Origin of the sequence: Nonomuraea sp. NPDC047529, assembly GCF_040642995.1 — a bacterium.
Lineage (GTDB): Bacteria > Actinomycetota > Actinomycetes > Streptosporangiales > Streptosporangiaceae > Nonomuraea.
The window spans coordinates 66706-81495 of the sequence record NZ_JBEYTJ010000004.1 but is presented as its reverse complement, the minus strand read 5'-3'; the positions used below and the strand labels follow the sequence as shown (position 1 = coordinate 81495).

At 71.5% G+C, this 14790-nt stretch carries 16 protein-coding genes; 7 read left to right on the top strand and 9 right to left on the bottom strand.

The features are described from left to right. Positions 1-8 precede the first annotated feature (8 nt). Both ABZ815_RS08915 and ABZ815_RS08910 read right to left on the bottom strand, forming a co-directional pair. On the bottom strand, positions 9-1544 hold the full coding sequence (locus ABZ815_RS08915; protein ID WP_357695594.1) for an NAD(P)-binding domain-containing protein: 1536 nt from the start codon (positions 1542-1544) through the stop codon (positions 9-11). Continuing rightward, positions 1544-2104, bottom strand: a complete 561-nt coding sequence (locus ABZ815_RS08910) for a carboxymuconolactone decarboxylase family protein (RefSeq protein ID WP_357695592.1) — start codon at positions 2102-2104, stop codon at positions 1544-1546. Before ABZ815_RS08910 ends, ABZ815_RS08915 begins: the two co-directional genes overlap by 1 nt. A gap of 152 nt (positions 2105-2256) precedes the next feature. Between ABZ815_RS08910 and ABZ815_RS08905 the strand changes: the two genes are divergently transcribed. After that, positions 2257-2649, top strand: coding sequence for a nuclear transport factor 2 family protein (locus tag ABZ815_RS08905; RefSeq protein WP_357695590.1), 393 nt, complete (start codon positions 2257-2259; stop codon positions 2647-2649). Positions 2650-2683: 34 nt separating this feature from the next. Here ABZ815_RS08905 and ABZ815_RS08900 read toward each other — a convergent pair whose 3' ends face one another. Then, complete coding sequence (locus ABZ815_RS08900) at positions 2684-3211, bottom strand: carboxymuconolactone decarboxylase family protein (protein ID WP_357695588.1); 528 nt, start codon at positions 3209-3211, stop codon at positions 2684-2686. A gap of 309 nt (positions 3212-3520) precedes the next feature. Here ABZ815_RS08900 and ABZ815_RS08895 point away from each other — a divergent pair, with 309 nt between their 5' ends. After that, positions 3521-4237, top strand: coding sequence for an NAD(P)-binding domain-containing protein (locus ABZ815_RS08895; protein ID WP_357696072.1), 717 nt, complete (start codon positions 3521-3523; stop codon positions 4235-4237). A gap of 38 nt (positions 4238-4275) precedes the next feature. Here ABZ815_RS08895 and ABZ815_RS08890 read toward each other — a convergent pair whose 3' ends face one another. The 3 genes from ABZ815_RS08890 to ABZ815_RS08880 all read right to left on the bottom strand — a co-directional run bounded on the left by ABZ815_RS08890 (position 4276) and on the right by ABZ815_RS08880 (position 7885). Then, positions 4276-6468 carry a SpoIIE family protein phosphatase gene (locus ABZ815_RS08890; protein ID WP_357695586.1) on the bottom strand — a complete coding sequence of 731 codons (2193 nt, stop codon included), beginning with the start codon at positions 6466-6468 and terminating at the stop codon, positions 4276-4278. 77 nt (positions 6469-6545) lie between these two features. Then, entirely contained in the window at positions 6546-7319 is a 774-nt protein-coding gene (locus tag ABZ815_RS08885; RefSeq protein ID WP_357695584.1) for an SDR family oxidoreductase, read from the bottom strand. A 119-nt stretch (positions 7320-7438) separates the two neighbouring features. Continuing rightward, positions 7439-7885: an ATP-binding protein gene (locus tag ABZ815_RS08880; protein ID WP_357695581.1), complete on the bottom strand. Its 447-nt coding sequence runs from the start codon at positions 7883-7885 to the stop codon at positions 7439-7441. A gap of 345 nt (positions 7886-8230) precedes the next feature. Here ABZ815_RS08880 and ABZ815_RS08875 point away from each other — a divergent pair, with 345 nt between their 5' ends. Further along, positions 8231-8611 (top strand): STAS domain-containing protein, encoded by a 381-nt coding sequence (locus tag ABZ815_RS08875; protein ID WP_357695579.1) that lies wholly within the window; start codon positions 8231-8233, stop codon positions 8609-8611. Positions 8612-8678: 67 nt separating this feature from the next. On the opposite strand, the gene ABZ815_RS08870 is transcribed toward ABZ815_RS08875, so the two are convergent. Beyond that, the gene (locus tag ABZ815_RS08870) at positions 8679-9041 is read right to left on the bottom strand and encodes an STAS domain-containing protein (protein WP_357695577.1); all 363 of its coding nucleotides are present in this window, start codon (positions 9039-9041) and stop codon (positions 8679-8681) included. Between the two features lie 178 nt (positions 9042-9219). Between ABZ815_RS08870 and ABZ815_RS08865 the strand changes: the two genes are divergently transcribed. Beyond that, on the top strand, positions 9220-9822 hold the full coding sequence (locus tag ABZ815_RS08865) for a TetR/AcrR family transcriptional regulator (RefSeq protein WP_357695575.1): 603 nt from the start codon (positions 9220-9222) through the stop codon (positions 9820-9822). Positions 9823-9954: 132 nt separating this feature from the next. Next, positions 9955-10317, top strand: a complete 363-nt coding sequence (locus ABZ815_RS08860) for a DUF1622 domain-containing protein (protein WP_357695572.1) — start codon at positions 9955-9957, stop codon at positions 10315-10317. A gap of 47 nt (positions 10318-10364) precedes the next feature. Here the strand turns inward: ABZ815_RS08860 and ABZ815_RS08855 are convergent, their stop codons facing one another. Then, positions 10365-11117: a peptidylprolyl isomerase gene (locus tag ABZ815_RS08855; protein WP_357695570.1), complete on the bottom strand. Its 753-nt coding sequence runs from the start codon at positions 11115-11117 to the stop codon at positions 10365-10367. A 360-nt stretch (positions 11118-11477) separates the two neighbouring features. On the opposite strand from ABZ815_RS08855, the gene ABZ815_RS08850 reads away from it, so the two are divergent. Continuing rightward, a complete protein-coding gene (locus ABZ815_RS08850; protein WP_357695568.1) occupies positions 11478-12044 on the top strand; it encodes a hypothetical protein in 567 nt (188 codons plus the stop codon). Between the two features lie 159 nt (positions 12045-12203). Here the strand turns inward: ABZ815_RS08850 and ABZ815_RS08845 are convergent, their stop codons facing one another. Beyond that, on the bottom strand, positions 12204-13673 hold the full coding sequence (locus tag ABZ815_RS08845; RefSeq protein WP_357695566.1) for an alpha/beta fold hydrolase: 1470 nt from the start codon (positions 13671-13673) through the stop codon (positions 12204-12206). Positions 13674-14100: 427 nt separating this feature from the next. Between ABZ815_RS08845 and ABZ815_RS08840 the strand changes: the two genes are divergently transcribed. Next, positions 14101-14628, top strand: a complete 528-nt coding sequence (locus ABZ815_RS08840; protein WP_357695564.1) for a hypothetical protein — start codon at positions 14101-14103, stop codon at positions 14626-14628. The last annotated feature ends 162 nt before the right edge of the window (positions 14629-14790 follow it).

The window sequence follows — 14790 nt, the reverse complement described above, 5'->3', positions numbered from 1 at the left end:
CGGGCGGCCTACGGCTGGAGCCGGGCGGCCAGGAACGCGCGCAGGGGCTCGGCGTGGCGGGCCGGGTCGCGCCAGCGGGCCTGGAGGTCCTCCAGGAGGTGCTGCTCGGCGACCGGCTCGCCGTGCCGCCAGGCCCGGACGACGGGATGCAGGAAGGCGCACTCGTCGGCCCGCTCGGGGGTGGGGTGGCGCTGGATGGCGAACACGTCGGCGCGGTCGCGCGGCCCCCAGCGCAGGGTCAGCGTGAGGCACAGCTCGTCGGCGGCGAAGCGTTCGCGGGCGTAGTCCTCCGGCAGCTCCTCGTAGTGGCGCACGACGCCGCCGGGGCCCAGCACGTACGCGTCGGACAGGTACTCGAACTGGGTCCACAGCGCCGAGCTGTGGTTGACCCGGTCGAGCATCGACGTGGTCAGCGCGCCGGCGTCGGCGGGCAGCTCGCGGACCGGCAGCGGCCTGCCCTCGTAGCGTTCGAGGAGCAGGGCGGTCAGGGAGCGCAGGTTGTAGCGGAAGCCGTCGATGAACGCGGAGGAGGCCCGTTTGAAGTCGCGGGCCTGCATGAGGGTGCCGGCGAAGTACAGGCCCTCGACGTCGGCCGACTGGAAGTCGGGACGGATCGCGGGCATCCGGCCGTTGGGCGTCAGCGCGGGACGGCAGGAGTCGCCGAACAGGCCGGTGTCCATGGTGAAGCCGGTGCAGCGCAGGACGGCGTCGTAGTCGAGCAGCGCCTGCTCGCCGTCGGCCAGCGTGTACGTGATCGCGGCCCTGATCGCGCCGCCCTCGCGCCAGAGGCGGTCCACGGTGCACTCCAGCACGCCGTGCAGGGTCTTGAACCAGTAGCTGTCCAGGAAGGCGCCGTACTGGCCGCGGACGTGGCCGGGGTGCTTGCTCGTCCAGGCCAGCCGTACGGGGCTCGGGCTGGCCAGGTGGATGACCGCGGCATGCGGGAGCAGCGCCTGGGCGGTCTCGAAGGCCGAGTTGCCCTTGCCGATGACCAGGACGCGCCGGTCGGCGAACTCCTCGCCGTCGACGGGGACGTCCTCGTAGCCGGTGGCCAGCTCGATGCCCGGGATGTCGGGGATGTGAGGGCCACCCCAGCCGGTCGCGACGATCAGGCAGTCGGCGCGGACGACCTGCCCGCCGGCGCGGACGACGAAGCCCTCGCCGTCCTTCTCCACGCGCTCGACGGCCGTCGAGTACCGCACCCGCAGCCCGTGGACGCGCTGGAAGTCGGCCAGGTAGCGGACCAGGTCGTCGGCGTGCGGGAAGTACTCCTGGGAGTACTGCGGGAACATCAGGTCGGGCTCGTCGTTGAGCAGGGAGTTCCAGTCCCAGCGGAGCTGGATCTCCCGCTCCTTCTCGCCGGTGTGCACCTTGTTCAGCGAGATGAGCCGCCGGTGGCGCGGGTAGCGGCGGAAGAAGCCGCCGGGCGCGTCCTCGCGTTCCAGGGTGAGGTAGTCGGCCCCGGCGCGCTGCAGGAAGTAGCTGAGCTGCAGCCCGCCGGGTCCCGCGCCGATGATCACGAACCGGTGGTGTTCCTCGGTCATCAGCCCTGCTGTCCCGCCGCCGGTGGGACGGTCGTGTAGCCGTGTTCGAGGATGCGCTGTGCGGCCAGGTCGTAGCCGGCGGGGTCGTCGGGGGCGTGCGTGCCCAGGCCGTCGACGTACCGGTTGAACATGCAGAACGCGGCCGCGATCAGCACGGTGTGGTGCAGTTCCTTGTCGGTGGCCCCTTCGGCCCTGGCCGCGGCCACCAGCTTGTCGGTGACGTCCCTGCCGCTCTGCTGCACGGCGGCGGCGATGGCGAGCAGGGCGCGGAGCTTGGGCGGGACGGGGGCCGTGTCGGGGTCGGCGCGGACCTGGTCGACCAGGGTCATCCCTTCGGGGAGCTGGGCGGCGGCGAACGCGGCGTGCGAGGCCGTGCAGAACCGGCACTCGTTGAGCCCCGACACGTAGGCCGCGATCAGTTCCCGTTCGCCGCGGCTCAGCGTGCTGTCGCCCCGCAGGAGGACCTCGGCCAGCGCGTTCATCGGTGCGGCCGTCTCCGGGCTGAACTGGAAAAGTCCGCGGATCCCTGGCTCGTCGGAATCGAGGGCGATATGGGGCATGCAAGCTCCCAGCGATGCGGTTTTCTCCTAGTCTGCACACTCCTGCAAATTGCGCAAGATCTCCTTTAATCCGCCTCCTTCTTGTCTCCTGCAACTGACGCGCGTAATGTCACGGACGCCACCTAAACCCCGTTTGTGACTGGGCGGTCGTCATGGATGAGCATCCCCACATCACCGTTGCCAGCAATACCTACGACGCCATTGCCAAGGGCGACCTGGAGGACCTTCGCCGGCTGCTCGCCGACGACGTGATCTTCCATGTCCCCGGTCGCGGCCCGATGGCCCGCGACTACTCCGGCAAGGAAGCCGTGCTCGGCTACCTGGCCGAGCTGCTGCAGTCCACCACCGGCACGTTGCGCCTGGAGCCGGAGTCCTATCTCGTCGGCGGCGACCAGGTCGCCGCGGTCCTGCGCATCCGCGGCGAGCGCGAAGGCCGTTCGCTGAACGACCGCGGCATGCAGTTGTTCAGGATCACCGACGGGAAGATCAGCGAGCGCTGGAGCTTCCCGCTCGACCCCTATTCGGTGGACGAGTTCTTCGGCTGACCGCACGACGCCCGACGGCGCCGGACGGGGCCGCTCAGCCGGCCTCGTCCAGTGCCTCCGCCAGCGACTCGTCGTTCCACACCTTCACGTATCCGCTGGTCAGGTGGGCTCTTTCGGCGTAGTGGCCGGGGTCGTCGGTGGCCAGCGTGGCCAGGCCGTCCACGTACCGGTTGTACATGCAGAAGGCCGCCGCGATCAGCACCGTGTCGTGGATCTCCAGGTCCGTGGCACCCTCCTCGCGGGCCGCGCGCACGTGCTCGTCGCCGACCTCCCGCCCGCTCCGCTGGACCGCGCCGGCGATGGCCAGCAGGGCCTTGAGCTTGCCGGAAAGGGGGGCCGCCGCCGGATCGGCGCACGTCTCGTCGACCAGCGTCATGCCGTCCGGCGCGCGCACGGCGGCGAAGGCCGCATGGGTGTGGAAGCAGAACCGGCACCGGTTCAGCGACGACACGTACGCGGCGATCAGCTCGCGCTCGCCGCGGGTCAACGGGCTCTCCCCGCACAGCAGCACCTCGGAGAGCAGGGTCAGCGGTCCGGCCGCCTCGGGCCGGTAGCGGAACAACCCCCGGATGCCGGGCTCGTCGGATATCAGCTGGATATGCGGACGATTCCCGCCCGCGTGATTGACGAATTCACGCCGCTCGGCGTCGCGCGAGACGGATCGTAATGCTGAATTTCCCATTCGGCCCTCCAACGTCCGTTTGCCTGCCTATGGCATCCAGTGTGCGGGTTCACCGTGCGCGGATTCCGCCGCGGAACGACCAGGAAGTTGCGTACCGCTGACCACTTGATGTCAACGGCGCCGATGGAATTACCGCCCGCAATCCGGTCGCCGGGCGCTCCGGCGCGCCGACCGGGCCTCTGACCAGCGATAACAGCAGGTGACGATACCCTGGCGAACAGTAGCTGGCGGACAATCCGGGGGCAGGGCATGAAGATCGGCATCATCGGCGCGGGGAACATCGGCGGCACGCTCACCCGGCGCCTGACCGAGCTGGGACACGAGGTGGCGGTGGCCAACTCGCGCGGCCCGCAGACCCTGGCCGACCTGGCCGCCGAGACCGGCGCCACACCGGTGACCGTCGAGGAGGCGCCCCGGGGAGCCGACGTGGTCGTGGTCACGATCCCCCAGGGCAAGGTGCCCGAGCTGCCCGACGACCTGTTCGGCGACGTCACCGGCGGCCTGACCGTCGTGGACACCGGCAACTACTACCCCCAGCGCGACGGCAGGATCGACGAGATCGAGGCCGGGATGCCGGAGAGCCGCTGGGTCGAGCAGCAGCTCGGCCATCCGGTGGTGAAGGCGTTCAACAACATCTACGCCGACCACCTGGGCCACGGCGGCCGCCCCTCCGGCAGCCCCGGACGCATCGCCCTGCCCGTGGCCGCCGACGACGAGCGCGGCAAGAGGATCGTGATGGCCCTGGTGGACGCGCTCGGCTTCGACCCGGTCGACGCCGGCGGGCTCGACGAGTCGTGGCGGCAGCAGCCGGGCAGCCCCGTCTACACCACCGACAAGGACGCCGAAGGCGTCAGGGAGGCCCTGGCTCAGGCCCGGCAGGAACGCACCCCGGAGTGGCGCGCCTGACCGGGGCCAGCGTCAGGGGCCGGCGTCAGGGGCCGGCGTCAGGGGCGGCCGATGCGCAGCAGCATCATGGCGATGTCGTCGGCGCGGTGGCCGACGGACGCCGCCGTTCCGATCATGGTCTCGGCCACGTCGGTGAGCGGCTGGTCCGGCGACGGGGCGAACCCTGCGGCCAGGCCGCCGATGGCCTCGCCGAGGTCGCGTCCGGGCACCTCGACGAGCCCGTCGGTGTAGAGGGCCAGCACCGAGCCGGGCGGCAGGTCGAGCTGGGTGGTGGCGTACTCGGCGCCGGGGTCGATGCCGAGCAGCACCCCGGGGGCGGTCTCCACCACCTGGGCGGGCTCCCCGGGCCGGCGCAGCAGCGCCGGCAGGTGGCCCGCGCCGGCCACGCAGGCCGTCCCCCGGCCCAGGTCGATGCTGATGTAGAGGCAGCTCGTGAACCGGTCGGGGGCCAGCTCGTTGAGCAGGCGGTTGGTGTGCGCGAGCACCTCGCCGGGGTTGGCGCCCGCCGTCGCGTGGGCGTGGATGGCGGTACGCACCTGGCCCATCAGCGCGGCGGCGGTGACGTCGTGCCCCTGGACGTCCCCGATGACGGCGGCGGCCACCCTCTCCTCCAGCCGGATGAGGTCGTAGAAGTCGCCGCCGATGTCCATGCCGGGCGTGGCGGGCAGATAGCGGGCGACCACCTCCAGCCCGGGGACGCCGGGCAGGGTGCGCGGCAGCAGGCTCGCCTGCAGGGACTGCGCGAACTGGTGCTTGACGTCGTAGAGGCGGGCACGCTCGAACGCCTGGGCGATGAGCCCCCCGAGGGCCGTCAGGCTGGCCCGCTCGTCGGTGGTGAACCGGTGGGGACGGTCGTAGGCCAGGATGCACATGCCGGCCGTACGCCCGCCGACGGTCAGCGGCAGGAACGCCCAGGCCGACAGGTCGTCCGACCTGATCGCGTCCGGGTACGTCGCGCGCAGCTCGGCCCAGGTGCCGAAGAAGGCCGGCGCCCCGGCGGCGAGGGGGTGATCGGGCGCGAGCTGCCCGATGGGCCGTCCCTCGTACTCCTCGACCGCCTGCTCGCTGTATCCGCGGGAGGCGGCCACGTGCGTGCGCCCGCCCCTTGACGTGAGGATGGCCAGGGCCTGCACGTGGTAGGCGGGCATCACGTGGTCGGCGACCAGGTTGATCACCTCCTGGGCGGTGACGGCCCGCGCCAGGGTGGTGGCCAGGTGCAGCATCTCGTGCAGCGCGACCAGGCGCGGCGGCCGGTCGGCGGCGGCGAGCTGGTCGGGCATGACGGGACGCGGGTCGCGGGCCATCGTGCTCGGCGTGACGCGCACGGTGACGCCGGCCAGGCCCGGATAGAGGTGGAAGGCCAGCCACTGGCCGCCCGGGTTGCGGGTGGTGAAGTAGGTGACCTCCTGGCTGACCACCGCGGCGCGGTAGCGGTCCTCGTAGGCCGGGTCGTCCAGCCAGGTCAGGGCGTCCCAGGGCCGCTTGCCGATCAGCTCGCCGGCCTCGGCCTGCAGCAGCTCCTCGGCGGGGGCGGTGAGCAGGACGAGCCGGCCCTCGACGTCGAGCATGCAGTAGCCCTCGGGCAGCCGGTTGAGGCAGGTCAGCAGGAGGTCGTCGCCGCCGGGCGGCTCCCTGGTCAGCACGCGCGGCTGGTGCCCCGGCGGCACCGGCCGGTCCCCGCGTGGGACGATCTCGGCCAGGTCGGCGCAGGTGGCGGTCAGGACGTCGAGGTGCCGCCGGGTGGGCCGGCCCGCCGGGGCGGGCGGCCAGAGCAGCATCATGGCCCCCCGCACCTCGCCGTCGCGGTCGACCAGGGGCGCGGCGGCCAGCGCGAACCCGTACGGGAAGGCCAGCGCCACGAGCGGGAACTCGCGGGCCATGGACTCCCGGTCGGGCACCCACACCAGCCGCCGCTGCCGCACCGCCAGCGCGATCGGCGACTGGTCGGTGGATCTGATCAGGACCCACGAGCGCGAGAAGGGCTCGGGGAGCCCCGACTCGGCCTCCATCATCAGCAGGCGCCCGTCCTCGGCCAGGGCGAAGAGCACGCACACGTGCGCCTGCGTGCTGATGGCCGCGCCGAGCAGCAGCCTGTCCTGGTGCGCGTCGCGGATCAGGCCGCCACCGTCACCACCACCGTCGCTGCTGCCGCCGCCTTCACCGTCTCCGCCATCGGCGCCGTTGCCGTGCGGCGGGTCGGGAGGTGGCGGCTGGTGGGGGGTATCTCCCATGAAATCAGGCTATGCAAGCTCTATGTCCGGAAATATTTACTCACCATAAGGGATGAGCAAAGTGTTCCGGCGCTTGCTCAGGCGAGCGGGCCGAGGTAGGTCCCGCCCGAGACGTCGATGGTCTGACCGGTCACCCACCGCGCCGCGGGGCCGGCCAGGAACCCGACCACGTCGGCGACGTCCTCGGGCTCGCCGAGCCGGCCGAGCGCGGTGATGGACTCCAGCCCGGCCACCACCTCGGGGATGGAGGTGTAGCCCGCCGTCATGTCGGTCCGTACGGCGCCGGGGGCGACCGTGTTCACGGTGATGCCGCGCCTGCCCAGCTCGTTGGCGAGCGTCGGGGCCATCGCCTCCAGCGCCGCCTTGCTGATCGTGTAGCCGAGCTGGGTGACGACGGCGATCCGGCTGGCCGTCGAACCCATGTTGATGATGCGTCCGCCGTCGTTGAGCAGCGGCAGGGCGCGCTGGATCACGAAGAACGGGGTGGTGACGTTGATGGTCATCACCCGCTCGAACTCCTCCGGGGTCAGGTGGGCGATCGGGGCCGTCGAGGCGATGCCCGCGTTGTTGACGAGGATGTCCAGGCCGCGTCCGCCCAGCTCGGCGGTCAGGCCCTCGAACAGCCTGTCCACCACCCCCTCGACACCCTCGGCGCCGAAGCGGGCGCGGACGGTGAACGCCTGGCCGCCGGCGTCCTCGATCAGGGCCACGGTCTGCTTGGCCGCCTCGTCGTCGCCGCCGTAGTGCACGGCCACCAGCGCGCCCTCGGCGGCCAGCCGCAGCGCCACCGCCCGGCCGATGCCCCGAGAGCCGCCCGTCACCAGCGCCGTCCTGCCCGTCAGCATGCCCATTGTTCGCTCCCCACGTGTGTGGCCTGTGCTCCGCGGTCGCGGAGACAGGTCAACAGTGGCGGGGGCGGCTCACCGCGTACTCACCGCCGGCTCACCGCCGTCGGGGCGGGTCGTCGTGCCTAGCTGGCCGCAGGTGAGGAGTCGCCGCCCTGCCAGGGGCGCAGATGGGTGGCGAGGGGCAGGCGCATGCGCAGCCGCAGCCTGCTGCCTCCTTGCGGATGGTCGATGCCGACCTCGTCGCACAGCCGGTGGATCAGCCACAGGCCGAGCTGCCGTCCCGTGCCCGTGGGACGCGTGAGGCGGGCGTCGGCCAGATGCACGGCCCGAAGACGCCCGGCGGTGTCGCAGACGTCGACCGTGAGGACGGCGGCGTCGGTGTAGGCCGTCACCGTGCCGCGCCCGCCGCCGTGCTCCAGGACGTTCGCGGCGGCCTCGTTGACGGCGAGCACCAGGTGGTCGAGCCGCGCGCCGGACAGCCCCGCGTGGCGGGCGTAGACGCGGACCAGGTCACGGATGAGCGCGAGATTGTTGGTGATGGTGCACCGCAGGTGGAAGGGGGCGTGCATGGCCCGCCCCTACCGCGTGCGGGGGTGGCGACGGCGTAAGGCGCTCGATCGAGGGCAGAGAGTGAGATGACCGAGTAAACGAGCCGAGCCGGGCGCGCTGGCTGCGCCCCCGTCCAGCTCACCGGCGGCCCGCGCCGCGGTGACCTGGCCGGTGCCTGGCGGAAAGGGTTGATCGCCCGACATCTGCTTCTCCCTCTGCCCGATGTGCCGACGCTGTGTGGACGCGCGGCGCGCCGGGCGATCTTGTTTTCGGCGATCTGTCAGGGGCGCCCGTACCCTCCCGTGATCGAGGACGTGGCGCGGCTCGGCTCTGCCCTGAGACGACCGCAAATAGGTGTGATTTCGATGACCGACCAAACCGGCGGCCCTGCTGATGTGCTGCCCATGGTGCACCCCTTCGGCCTGCGCGTGCGCGGCGAGATCGACCACCATGGACGATCCGCGCTGGCCCGAGCGCTGGCGTGGGCGTTACGCATCGGCGAGACCGACCTCCATCTGGACCTGTCCGAGCTTACCTTCATCGACGCCGGCGGGCTGCGGCTGATCATGAGCGCGGCCACCGGCCTGCCGCCGCCGCGACGGCTCGTGCTCCAGAACGCCTCGCCCACGGTGCGCGAACTGCTGGCGCTGCTCGGCTGGCGCCTGGGGCCCGACGATCAGCTTTACGAGGTGGTCGGCGAGTCCCATCCCCACGGCCCCGACCCGGCACCCTCGCCTCCGTCCTAGGAGTCCTAGGAGGGCGCGCCCCCGCGGGCGTCCGCGGGCCGTCCTGGGGGCACGCGTTCCCGCGGCCTCAGGACGGCCAGCCGCGCGGCCTGGTCCAGGTCGCGGCCTCGGCCGGGCCGTCGTCCGGCGGGTACAGGCGTGACAGCCGGGTGATGTCCAGCAGGCGCGCCAGCGGCCCGTGCACCCCGACCAGCCGGACCGTGCCGCCGCGCCGCTCGGCCTGCCGCTGGCCGACGAGCAGGGCCCAGAGGCCGCACGAGTCACAGAAGGCCAGGTCGGTGACGTCGATCACGACCTTCGGACGGTCCGCTTCGAGGAGTGCGGCGAGCGTACGGGCCAGGGGCATCCGGGTCACGCGGTCCAGCTCGCCGTCGAGGTGCACGACGTGGCAGCCCGGCAGACGTTGGACATTGATCGCTAACTCTGTCATGAGGGAGAATCCAGAGCTCGGCGACATCGGACATCGGCCGCTCCTACCCCTCGGCGGCGTCCTCGCTCCTCCAATCGCGCGAGGTGAGCACGATGTGGCCCAGCCGCCACAACCGCGCCCGGTGTCGTCCGGACGGATGAGCGCTCGTCACAGCCGTCTCGGACGTATAGTGAGTTGGGTGACTGACTCAACGAGGACCCGGTCCCGGGGGGCCGACAAGCGGCGCAGGCTGATGGCCGCCGCCGCCCGCGTCCTGCACGAGCAGGGCGTCGAGCGGACGACCATCGCCGACATCGCCGAGGCCGCCGGCGTGCCCGTGGGGAACGTGTACTACTACTTCAAGACCAAGGACGAACTGATCCTGGCCGCGCTGTCCGAGCACGCCGGGCACCTGGCCGAGCTCACCGACGAACTCGACCGGCTACCCGACCCGCGCGCCCGGCTCAAGGCCATGGTGGACGCCTGGGTGAGCCGGCGCGACGTCGCCGCCCGGTACGGCTGCCCCACCGGCACCCTCGCCGCAGAACTGGACAAACGCGCCGAGGGCGGCCTCGACGTCGAGGCGGGCCGGGTCATGCGGCTGCTCCTCGACTGGTCGGAACGCCAGTTCCGGGCCCTCGGCCTGCCCGACGCCGACGATCTCGCGCTCACCTTCGTCGGCGCGTACCAGGGGATGTCGCTGCTGGCCAACGCCCTGCGCGATCCCGAGATCATGACCCGTCAGGGCGCCCGCCTGGCCCAGTGGCTCGACTCCCTCCCCACCGGCGGACAGGAGTCCTGACCCTCGTCCGGGGCCGCCGTCGAGATCCCGCCGGGTGGCCCCGGCAAAGAGCCTGGCTGGTGCGGCGTGTCGGGGAGGCGGGCCGGGCGGAGGCCGCCGATCCTTGCGGAAGGCGGGGCAAAGAGGGTGGTCATGAACTTCGCGCGGATCGTGGAGGCGATCGGCCAGGCTGTCGATCTCGCGGGCGTGGCGATCATCGTGCTGGGTGCGCTGGCCGCCACCGTGTCCTTCGTCCTGCGACTGCGCGAGGGACGGTCCCCGAACGACGTCTACCGCGCCTACCGGCAGGGCCTCGGGCGGGCGATCCTGCTGGGGCTCGAATTCCTGGTGGCCGGGGACATCATCCGTACCGTGGCGGTGGCGCCGACGTTCGTGAGCGTCGGCGTGCTCGCGCTCATCGTGCTCGTACGGACCTTCCTCAGCTTCTCGCTGGAGATCGAGCTGGAGAACCGCCTGCCCTGGCAGGCGCGGCGCGGCGCCGACACCCCCGGCTGAACCCGCCCCCGTTCCACCGGCGGGTGGGACGGGGGCAAGAGTGGCGCCTACCTGCGGCAGACCTTGGCGTCCCGGATGTCGACCGGCAGGACGGGCTTGCCGTCGACGGGCGGCGTGGGCCCGTCGGGCTCCGGCTGGATGCCGCCGGCGGCGATGCGGTCGAGCGCGGCGAGCCCGGCGGCGTCGACCGTGCCGAAGACCGTGTAGTTGGGCGCCAGACCCGAGTCACCGTAGACCAGGAAGAACTGGCTGCCGTTGGTGTCGGGCCCGGCGTTGGCCATGGCCAGCACGCCCCGCGCGTACGTCTTGCGCACCCCGGTCGTGTCGCCGGGCCACGGCGGCAGGTCGGTCGGCAGCTCGTCCTTGTAGCGGTAGCCCGGCCCGCCCTCGCCGGTGAAGCTGGGGTCGCCGCACTGCAGCACCTTCAGCCGGTCGTACGCGGTGAGCCGGTGGCAGGAGGTGACGTCGTAGAAGCGGTGACGGATCAGGTGCACGAAGCTCTGCACGGTGCACGGCGCCTTGGCCGGGTCGAGGGTGAGCCCGATGTCGCCGTGGTTGGTCCTGAGCACCGCCGAGACCGGACGGTCGGGGGTGCGGCGAGGGTCCGGCGGCAGCGGCACCTTGCGCACGGCCGGGTCGTCGGGGGTCTCGGTGTACGCGCACGGCCCCTTGGTCGTCCGCGGCGGCCGGTCCAGGGCCGTCGCGGCGGCCGGCATGGCGGCGGCCGCGACCAGCGCGCCCGTCGTGACTGCGGATAACGCGGCGCGGGCCGCGAGTCGTACCAACGCTCTGCCGGACATCGTGTCCTCCACTGCGTGATGATCGCCGGGCTTCCTGTGGTCTAGTCGATCTGACCCGCCCAGTCAAGACCGTGGCCGCACGAGGTCGGCGCCTCCTTGTGCGACTTCGGCGGCAGCCAGAGTCCACCCCTGGTCGGCACGCCGGGGCCGGGCTGAGCTCGGCGTGACAGCCGCCCCTCACCATCTCCCCTACGCCCTTCGCTGGTGGATCTTCACCGCCGTTTGCTCGGACGGGCACGGCTACGCTTCGGCCTGCGGCCACCACGTGATCTTTGGTTGTCGGCACACCACTCGATCATCGCGGTGGCCGTACGCGTCTCTGCCCTTGCCCATCGGAACACCGTTGCAGGAGGACGCCAAGTGCGCTGGCTCGACGTGGGCCGACACAGCTTGACCAAGAAGGGCGCGGCACGTGGCCGTGGGTCACACCTGTCGGCTGACGGGATGGCCCTCACCCGCTTCGTCGGCTCCGGAGTCGGCCCCTACGAGCGTGTGGTCACCAGTTCGTCTCCTCGGGCCGTCGAGACCGCTGTTGCGATGGGTTTCGCCGTCGACGACACCATGGAGATGCCGTCAGGCTATGTGCCGGGAGAAATCGCTCGGCACGCGCAATGGGGCTGGACCGAGCCCTACCGGCGTCTCGCGGAGATCATCCGGGAGGGTCGGGAGGCGGCGACCGTGGCCGGGACCCACCGAGCGATCTGGGTGGACACGGTCCGCGACGTCGCTGACGGCTGCTCGGCGCTCCTGGTCGGGCATGGAGGGGCGATCGAGCTGGCGTTGGCGGCGTGCTTTCCGGACGCTTCACATGACTCCTGGGGGACGCCGTTAGCGCACTGCGACGGTGCGCGCCTCGGCTTCGCCGACGGCCGATTCGTGAGCATCGAGTTCCACCGGGCGCCGCAGAGCCCCATCCGGCCGAGTTGAAGATCGCCGACTGCACCTGGCGTACTAGCCCAGCACGACTGGGTTCTTCCTCTCGTGCTCCGGCTTCTCGTGCTCGGGAGCCGAACGGCTCTGGCGCAAGCGTGGGACGAGGACGTTCCCGTTCGCCCGGATGGCTGGCTGCCGGAGGGGTCGAGGTGGTCAGCATTGGGTGTTCGGCGGTGGCAGAGTCAGGTCGGTGAAGTAGCGGTTCATCAGGTCGCGGGCGCAGGGGTTGAAGCCGTAGAGGGTGTGACCCGGGCCGTCGTGGCGGATGGTGGAGCTGCCGGGGACGTCGGCCAGGGCACGTTCGACCGCGTCCGACTCGCCCCAGGCGCCTGCTCCCAGGACGGGAGGCACGCCCTTCGGGAGGGGAGCGGGTGGGTTGGTGACCGGGACGGGCCAGCCGATGCAGGTGAGGGTCGCCGAGGCCAGAGTGTTGGCGGTGCCGGTGAGAGGAGCGATCTTGCGGAGGCGGGCGTCGGTGCCGGCCAGTTCCTTGAGGGTCGTGGGGCGCGGCCAGTCGAGGCATTCGGTGACGGGGGTGGTCTGGTCGGGGTAGCGGGCCCCGCGGGCTGGGACGAAGTCGGAGGCGTCGCCCTGGCCGGCCGCCTTGCGGATCGCGCGTGCCAGGGCGGGCCAGCCGGGGGCTCCTTGGCGGGCCATGAAGACGGCGAGGGACTGCAGGTCGCGGGCGTCGTAGGCCATGTTGACCGTCGTGGTGGCGATGGGCTTGCGGCGGGCTCGTTCGGTCAGCTTGTGCCAGAGGCCGGGTATGTCTTGGCAGTCATGGGTGGCACACCAGGTGAAGAAGCGCCGCATGGACTGCTCATTGGATTTCGCCATCTCCTCCAGTTCGCGCGACCAGTCGGCGGGACTGTGGTTCCAGGTGCCGTCGAGGACCATCGTGCGGATCTGGTCGGGGAAGAGGCGGGCGTAGTCCTGGCCGTAGAAGCCCGCGTAGGAGGCGCCGTAGTAGTTGAGCTTCGCGCCGCCCAGGGCCTTTCTGATCGCCTCCATGTCTCTGGCCTGGTCGGCCGAGCTCATGTTGGCGAACAGTTGGGGGTCTTGGTGGCGGCATGCCTCGGCGAAGCCGCGGTTGGTGTCGGACAGTCGGCCGAAGCCGGCGTCGTCACGTGGGGCTTCCGGGATGGGGATGCGGGTCCAGACGCACGCGAGGCCGGTGCTCAGGCCGCCGAACTGCTCGCCGTAGCCGCGAGTGTCCCAGGTGACGATGTCCATGCGCTCGCGCAGCCGGGCCCACCAGTCGGGGACGGCTGCGGTGGTGGCGATGCCGGGGCCTCCTGGGCCGCCATAGGCGACCAGGACCGACCCTTCGGAGGTGCCGGTCGCTTTCAGCCTGCCCAGCTTCAGTGTGATCTTGCGGTCGTCGGGCTTGCGCCAGTCGACCGGGACCTGGAGGTCGGCGCACTCCATGCCGATCTTGTCGTTGGGGCAGGGCTGCCAGGTCAATGAGGAACCGGCCGTCATGGCGGATCGGGTGGCCGAGGAGGGACGGACCGTGTTCTCGCTGCCGGGTCGGGTCTCGGCGCTTGGGGTGGCGGTGGCCATGGCGGGTTGGCCGGTGATCGCCAGCAGGGCGGCCAGGATCGTGGCGAGGGGTTTCAGCATGCGGTCATGATTGCGGCGCGGGGGTCGGGAACGCGTCGGACCAGGGTCTGATCTTGGAGCGGCGAAGTCCTACCACGGGTTGTCAGACCGTGGTCTGGCCGGTGCCACGCACGCTCTGTCGTCTGGCCGGTGTCACGCACGGCCCGTGGTCCAGCCGGTGTCCCGCACGATCCGTAGTCCAGCCGGTGTCACGCACGGCCCATGGTCCAGCCAAAGTCACGCGCGATCTGGAGCCCGTGTTACTGCTCGTGCAGGCTGTCTCGTCACCTCTCCGCCGAGGAGTCTGTCCGGTCGGGACGCTCGGTGAGGGGCGGGTCGGGTCTGTTTGGCGGGGCTTCCGGTTGGTCGCTGAGCAGGGGCGTGGGGCGTTGGAATGGCCTGGCAGCGTCGCGGGCTCGCCGGGTACGGTTGCGCTAGCCTGCCGGGGATGCGGCGGATTCTGGTGGCGGGCATCAGCGGGGCGGGCAAGTCGACGCTCGCGCGCGCACTGAGCAACCGGCTTGCCGTGCCCTGTCACGAGATGGACGGCCTGTACTTCGCCGGGCCAGGTTGGGCCGTGGACGAGGCGTTCCCGGAGCGGGTCGCCGAGATCGCCGGGACCCCGGCGTGGATCTTCGACTCCTTCGGCTACCCGGAGGTGCGCGACCTGCTGTGGGAACGCGCCGACACCATCGTCTGGCTGGACTATCCGCGCCGGGTCGTCATGCCGCGGGTCCTGCGGCGTTCGCTGCGCAGGACGGTTCTGCGCGAACCCGTCTTCAACGGCAATCGGGAGACGGTCGCCGGATGGTTCCAGAGTGATCATCCGGCGTGGTGGGCCTGGTCGCAGCACGCGGCGCGGCAGGCGGAGATCCGGCGGCGCACCCGTGATCCGCGTTTCGCTCCCTTGCGCGTGCTCCGCTTCACCAGCCCGTACTCGGCGGCGGTCTGGCTGCGGTCGGTCGCGCCGGCCTGACGGCGGACCGCCTCCCCCACACAGGCGTCCGTCACCCCGGGGCCGTCTGCTTCACGCACGTGGTGGCGGTGAACATGGGGTGGGTGGACCGGGATCGCAGGATTCTGGACGTTCAGGGTGTTCGGCCACAAGGTGGGCGGAGGTGGCGCGGGAGAGTCGGGG

What these genes read in the sequence shown, in the direction of transcription:
- ABZ815_RS08915 (WP_357695594.1), bottom strand. Translation starts at nt 1,544, where the DNA reads ATGACCGAGGAACACCACCGGTTCGTGATCATCGGCGCGGGACCCGGC.
- ABZ815_RS08910 (WP_357695592.1), bottom strand. Translation starts at nt 2,104, where the DNA reads ATGCCCCATATCGCCCTCGATTCCGACGAGCCAGGGATCCGCGGACTT.
- ABZ815_RS08905 (WP_357695590.1), top strand. Translation starts at nt 2,257, where the DNA reads ATGGATGAGCATCCCCACATCACCGTTGCCAGCAATACCTACGACGCC.
- ABZ815_RS08890 (WP_357695586.1), bottom strand. Translation starts at nt 6,468, where the DNA reads ATGGGAGATACCCCCCACCAGCCGCCACCTCCCGACCCGCCGCACGGC.
- ABZ815_RS08885 (WP_357695584.1), bottom strand. Translation starts at nt 7,319, where the DNA reads ATGGGCATGCTGACGGGCAGGACGGCGCTGGTGACGGGCGGCTCTCGG.
- ABZ815_RS08880 (WP_357695581.1), bottom strand. Translation starts at nt 7,885, where the DNA reads ATGCACGCCCCCTTCCACCTGCGGTGCACCATCACCAACAATCTCGCG.
- ABZ815_RS08875 (WP_357695579.1), top strand. Translation starts at nt 8,231, where the DNA reads ATGACCGACCAAACCGGCGGCCCTGCTGATGTGCTGCCCATGGTGCAC.
- ABZ815_RS08870 (WP_357695577.1), bottom strand. Translation starts at nt 9,041, where the DNA reads ATGACAGAGTTAGCGATCAATGTCCAACGTCTGCCGGGCTGCCACGTC.
- ABZ815_RS08860 (WP_357695572.1), top strand. Translation starts at nt 9,955, where the DNA reads ATGAACTTCGCGCGGATCGTGGAGGCGATCGGCCAGGCTGTCGATCTC.
- ABZ815_RS08855 (WP_357695570.1), bottom strand. Translation starts at nt 11,117, where the DNA reads ATGTCCGGCAGAGCGTTGGTACGACTCGCGGCCCGCGCCGCGTTATCC.
- ABZ815_RS08845 (WP_357695566.1), bottom strand. Translation starts at nt 13,673, where the DNA reads ATGCTGAAACCCCTCGCCACGATCCTGGCCGCCCTGCTGGCGATCACC.
- ABZ815_RS08840 (WP_357695564.1), top strand. Translation starts at nt 14,101, where the DNA reads ATGCGGCGGATTCTGGTGGCGGGCATCAGCGGGGCGGGCAAGTCGACG.